At 72.5% G+C, this 3,295-nt stretch carries 3 protein-coding genes; 2 read left to right on the top strand and 1 reads right to left on the bottom strand.

What is annotated here, in order from left to right; translation table 11 throughout:
• Positions 1-142 precede the first annotated feature (142 nt).
• Entirely contained in the window at positions 143-1,168 is a 1,026-nt protein-coding gene (locus CCN72_RS18320; RefSeq protein WP_086808449.1) for an alpha/beta fold hydrolase, read from the bottom strand.
• Positions 1,169-1,236: 68 nt separating this feature from the next.
• Between CCN72_RS18320 and CCN72_RS18325 the strand changes: the two genes are divergently transcribed.
• Together CCN72_RS18325 and CCN72_RS18330 are read left to right on the top strand one after the other, a co-directional pair.
• On the top strand, positions 1,237-2,040 hold the full coding sequence (locus CCN72_RS18325; protein ID WP_244174310.1) for a TetR/AcrR family transcriptional regulator: 804 nt from the start codon (positions 1,237-1,239) through the stop codon (positions 2,038-2,040).
• Between the two features lie 95 nt (positions 2,041-2,135).
• Positions 2,136-3,248, top strand: coding sequence for an ADP-ribosylglycohydrolase family protein (locus CCN72_RS18330; RefSeq protein WP_086808451.1), 1,113 nt, complete (start codon positions 2,136-2,138; stop codon positions 3,246-3,248).
• The last annotated feature ends 47 nt before the right edge of the window (positions 3,249-3,295 follow it).

Below are 3,295 nucleotides of genomic sequence, written 5' to 3' on the forward strand. Positions count from 1 at the left end.
TGAACTGACCCCGGACGCGCTGCGTGAGTGCGACACCCTCGGCGGACGAGGCTTCATCAGTTTTCTCGCCGTGCCCCGTCACGAGTGCGTCTACATCTGCGACATCACCTGGTACGGCTGATCCGGTCCCACTCCGCCGGGCTCAACCATCCACCCCCACCCCCGTCACCACCGGCCGCACCCTCCCCACCAGCAGTTCCAGGAACACGTCCGGGCGCCGGAAGGCGGCGAAGTGGGAGGCGTCGGGGATGAGGGCGAAGTCCTTGAGCGGAGCCGTCAGTTGGTCGTGGAAGCGGCGGGCCGGTCCCGGTGGGGTCAGGACGTCCTCGGCGCCCTGGAAGAGGAAGACGGGGAGGTGGAAGGTGGTGCCCTCCGCGTATTCGTCCAAGGACATGGCCTGCGGGCCCAGTTGTTCGGAGAAGGTCATGCCCCTCAGGTAGGCGCGCAGGTCGCGCAGGGTGTGGAGGGGGGAGAACCAGAGGGAGCGGATGACGACCGTCTTCATGGTGTCGTAGGTCAGGGGGTCGGTCGTGGTCACCGTCTTGGCGTAGGAGGACCAGTCCTCCGGGGACCAGGCCGCGCGGTCCGGGCCCATCGCGGTCAGGCGGGACAGCTGCCGCCGTTTTCCGGCACCGCGCAGACGGGCGAGCAGGTCGTCGTAGGCGGAAGTGTCCGTGCCGCCCGCGATGATGTTCTGGTCCGTGCCGACGTACGCCGAGTAGCGCTCGGGGTGGTCCCGGGCCAGGCGCAGGCCGGTGACGGTGCCGAAGCTGTTGGCGAGCAGGACGACCTTCGGCACGCCGAGGCGGGCGCGGACATGGTCGGTGACCTCCAGCGCGTCGGCGTAGAGGCGGTCGAGGGTCAGCTCACCCTGGCCGGCCGGGCCGTGCGCCGCGAAGGTCCGGCCCGCGCCGCGCATGTCCCAGCGGACGATCGTGAAGTGCCGCTCCCAGGCGCGGGTGCGCGGCGTGAAGATCGAGTTGGAGGCGCCGGGACCGCCGTGGAGCTCCAGGAGCACGGGGTTCGACCGGTCCTCGCCCCGGACGGAGATCCACTGGTCGAGGCCGCCGATACGGACGTACGACGACTCGTCGATGCCGTTCGGGGCGGTGATCAGGAGGGACTTGGCGAGGGCGCGGCGCTTCAGGGCGCGGTAGGTCGGCAGCATGATGTTCCCCCTAAACTGTTTATGTCGTCAGCAATAGACGGTGGTTTACGGTATATACAGTTGATGGGGTGCCAGTCAAGGGGCGGGCACCGCAGGGGAGTCGGGAGCGGATCGTGGTCGAACGGGACGGCGTACGGAGCAAGGGGCAGCAGGACGAGACGCGCGATCCCCGTGCCGTCCTCGCCCTGCTCTGGGGCGAGCAGGAGCAGCCCACCCGGGGGCCCAAGCCGAAGCTGACCCCCCGCCGCATCGCAGCGGCCGCCGCCGAACTGGCCGACCGGGAAGGGCTCGACGCCGTCTCCATGAGCAAGGTCGCCGGCGGATTCGGGGTGTCGGCGATGGCCCTGTACCGGTACGTCCCCGGCAAGACCGAGCTGGTCGAGCTGATGGTGGAGGAGGTGATGGGGGAGGGGCCCGAGATGCCGGAGCGCGGCGAGGACGGGCCCTGGCGCGAGGCCGTACGCGCGTGGACCCGGCAGTGCGCCGACGTGTACGCCGCCCACCCCTGGCTGCTCACCGCCACCGCCCTGCGCCGCCGTGTCTTCGGCCCCCGGCAGCTGCGCTGGCTGGACGCGGCGCTCGCCGCCCTCGAACCCACCGGCCTCGACGGCGCCCAGCGGCACCGTGTCTTCCTGCTGCTGATCGGGCTCGTACGCAACGTCGCCCAGCAGCAGGCCGACCACGAGGAGGAGCAGTCGGCCGAGTGGGACCGGCTCGCCGCCGACCTCCTCGCACGGCACGCCGAACGCTTCCCCGCACTCACCAAGGCCATCGCGGACGGCGCATTTCAACCGGACGGTATCGATCCGCTCGAATTCGGGCTGGATCGCATTCTGGATGGTGTCGAAGCGGTCATCGATGGACGTGAATGACCCGTGAGGGTCGCCTCGGCCCACCGAGGGCCGTCTTCGCGGTCGATTAGAGTGCGGACCGTCGTGCGGGCGGACGGTGCCTGAGGAGGGTCTGGGTGGCGACGACGACCGGTGCCGTCTGGGGCCGTGCCGAGCAGCAGGACTTTCGCAGCAGGGTGCGCGGCACCCTGCTGGGGGCCGCGGTGGGCGACGCGCTCGGCGGGCCCGTCGACGCGCTCACCCTGGAGGAGATCCGCGCGGCCCACGGCCCCGAGGGGCTGCTCGACCTCACCGCGGGGCACGGGCGGCGCGGCACCATCACCCACCACACCCAGCTGACCCTGTTCAGCGTGGACGGGCTGATCCGCGCGCAGGTGCGCCGCGACACCGGCGCCTGGCATCCGCCGACCGATCTGCACCGGGCGTATCTGCGCTGGGCCGCAACCCAGCGGGACTGGGGGCCGGACGAGCGCCGCGCGGAGGACGGCTGGCTGGCCCGCGAGGAGTGGCTGTACGCGCGCCGGGGGCCGAGCAGGTCGCTGCTCATCGGGTTCGGCGACGACAGGATGGGCACGCTGGACAAGCCCAAGAACCCGGCCGAACAGGGGCCGGAGGCGGTCGCACGCTCCGCGCCCTTCGGGCTGCTGGTCGGCTGGGAGCCCCAGCTCGTCGTGCAGCTCGCGGTGGAGTGCGCGGCGCAGACCCACGGCCACCCGGTCGGCTGTCTGTCGGCGGGCGCGTACGCCGTGATCGTGCATGGCCTCGCCCGCGGGGAGAGCCTGGACGGCGCCGTGCAGCAGGCCCTCGCCCTGCTCGCCGTCCGCCCCGGCCACCAGCCGGTCTCCGACGCCCTCCAGCACGCGCTCGGCGCGGTACGGCAGGGCATGCCGAGCCCCGCGCGGGTGGAGGAACTGACCGGCGACGGCACGGCCGACGGGCTGCTCGCCGCCGCCGTCTACTGCGCCCTGGTCGGCGAGGACGTACGGCACGGACTGTGCCTCGCCGTCAACCAGAGCGGCCCCTCGGCCGCCGCCGGCGCCCTCACCGGTGCCCTGCTGGGCGCCCTCCACGGCGAGACCGCCCTGCCCCCGGCCTGGCTCGCCGAGCTGGAGGGCCGCCCCACCGTCCTCGAACTCGCCGACGACTTCGCCATGGAGATGACCCAGGGCCCCGCCCTGCACGGCCCGGCGGGCTCGGCACCGGGCTGGCTGGCCCGGTATCCGCGCTAGGGCCTGTCTGACAATTCCCGGCGTCGCCCGGAGGGCGGCCGCGCGGC

The organism is Streptomyces murinus (assembly GCF_002154555.1).
In the GTDB taxonomy this organism is placed as follows: domain Bacteria; phylum Actinomycetota; class Actinomycetes; order Streptomycetales; family Streptomycetaceae; genus Streptomyces; species Streptomyces murinus.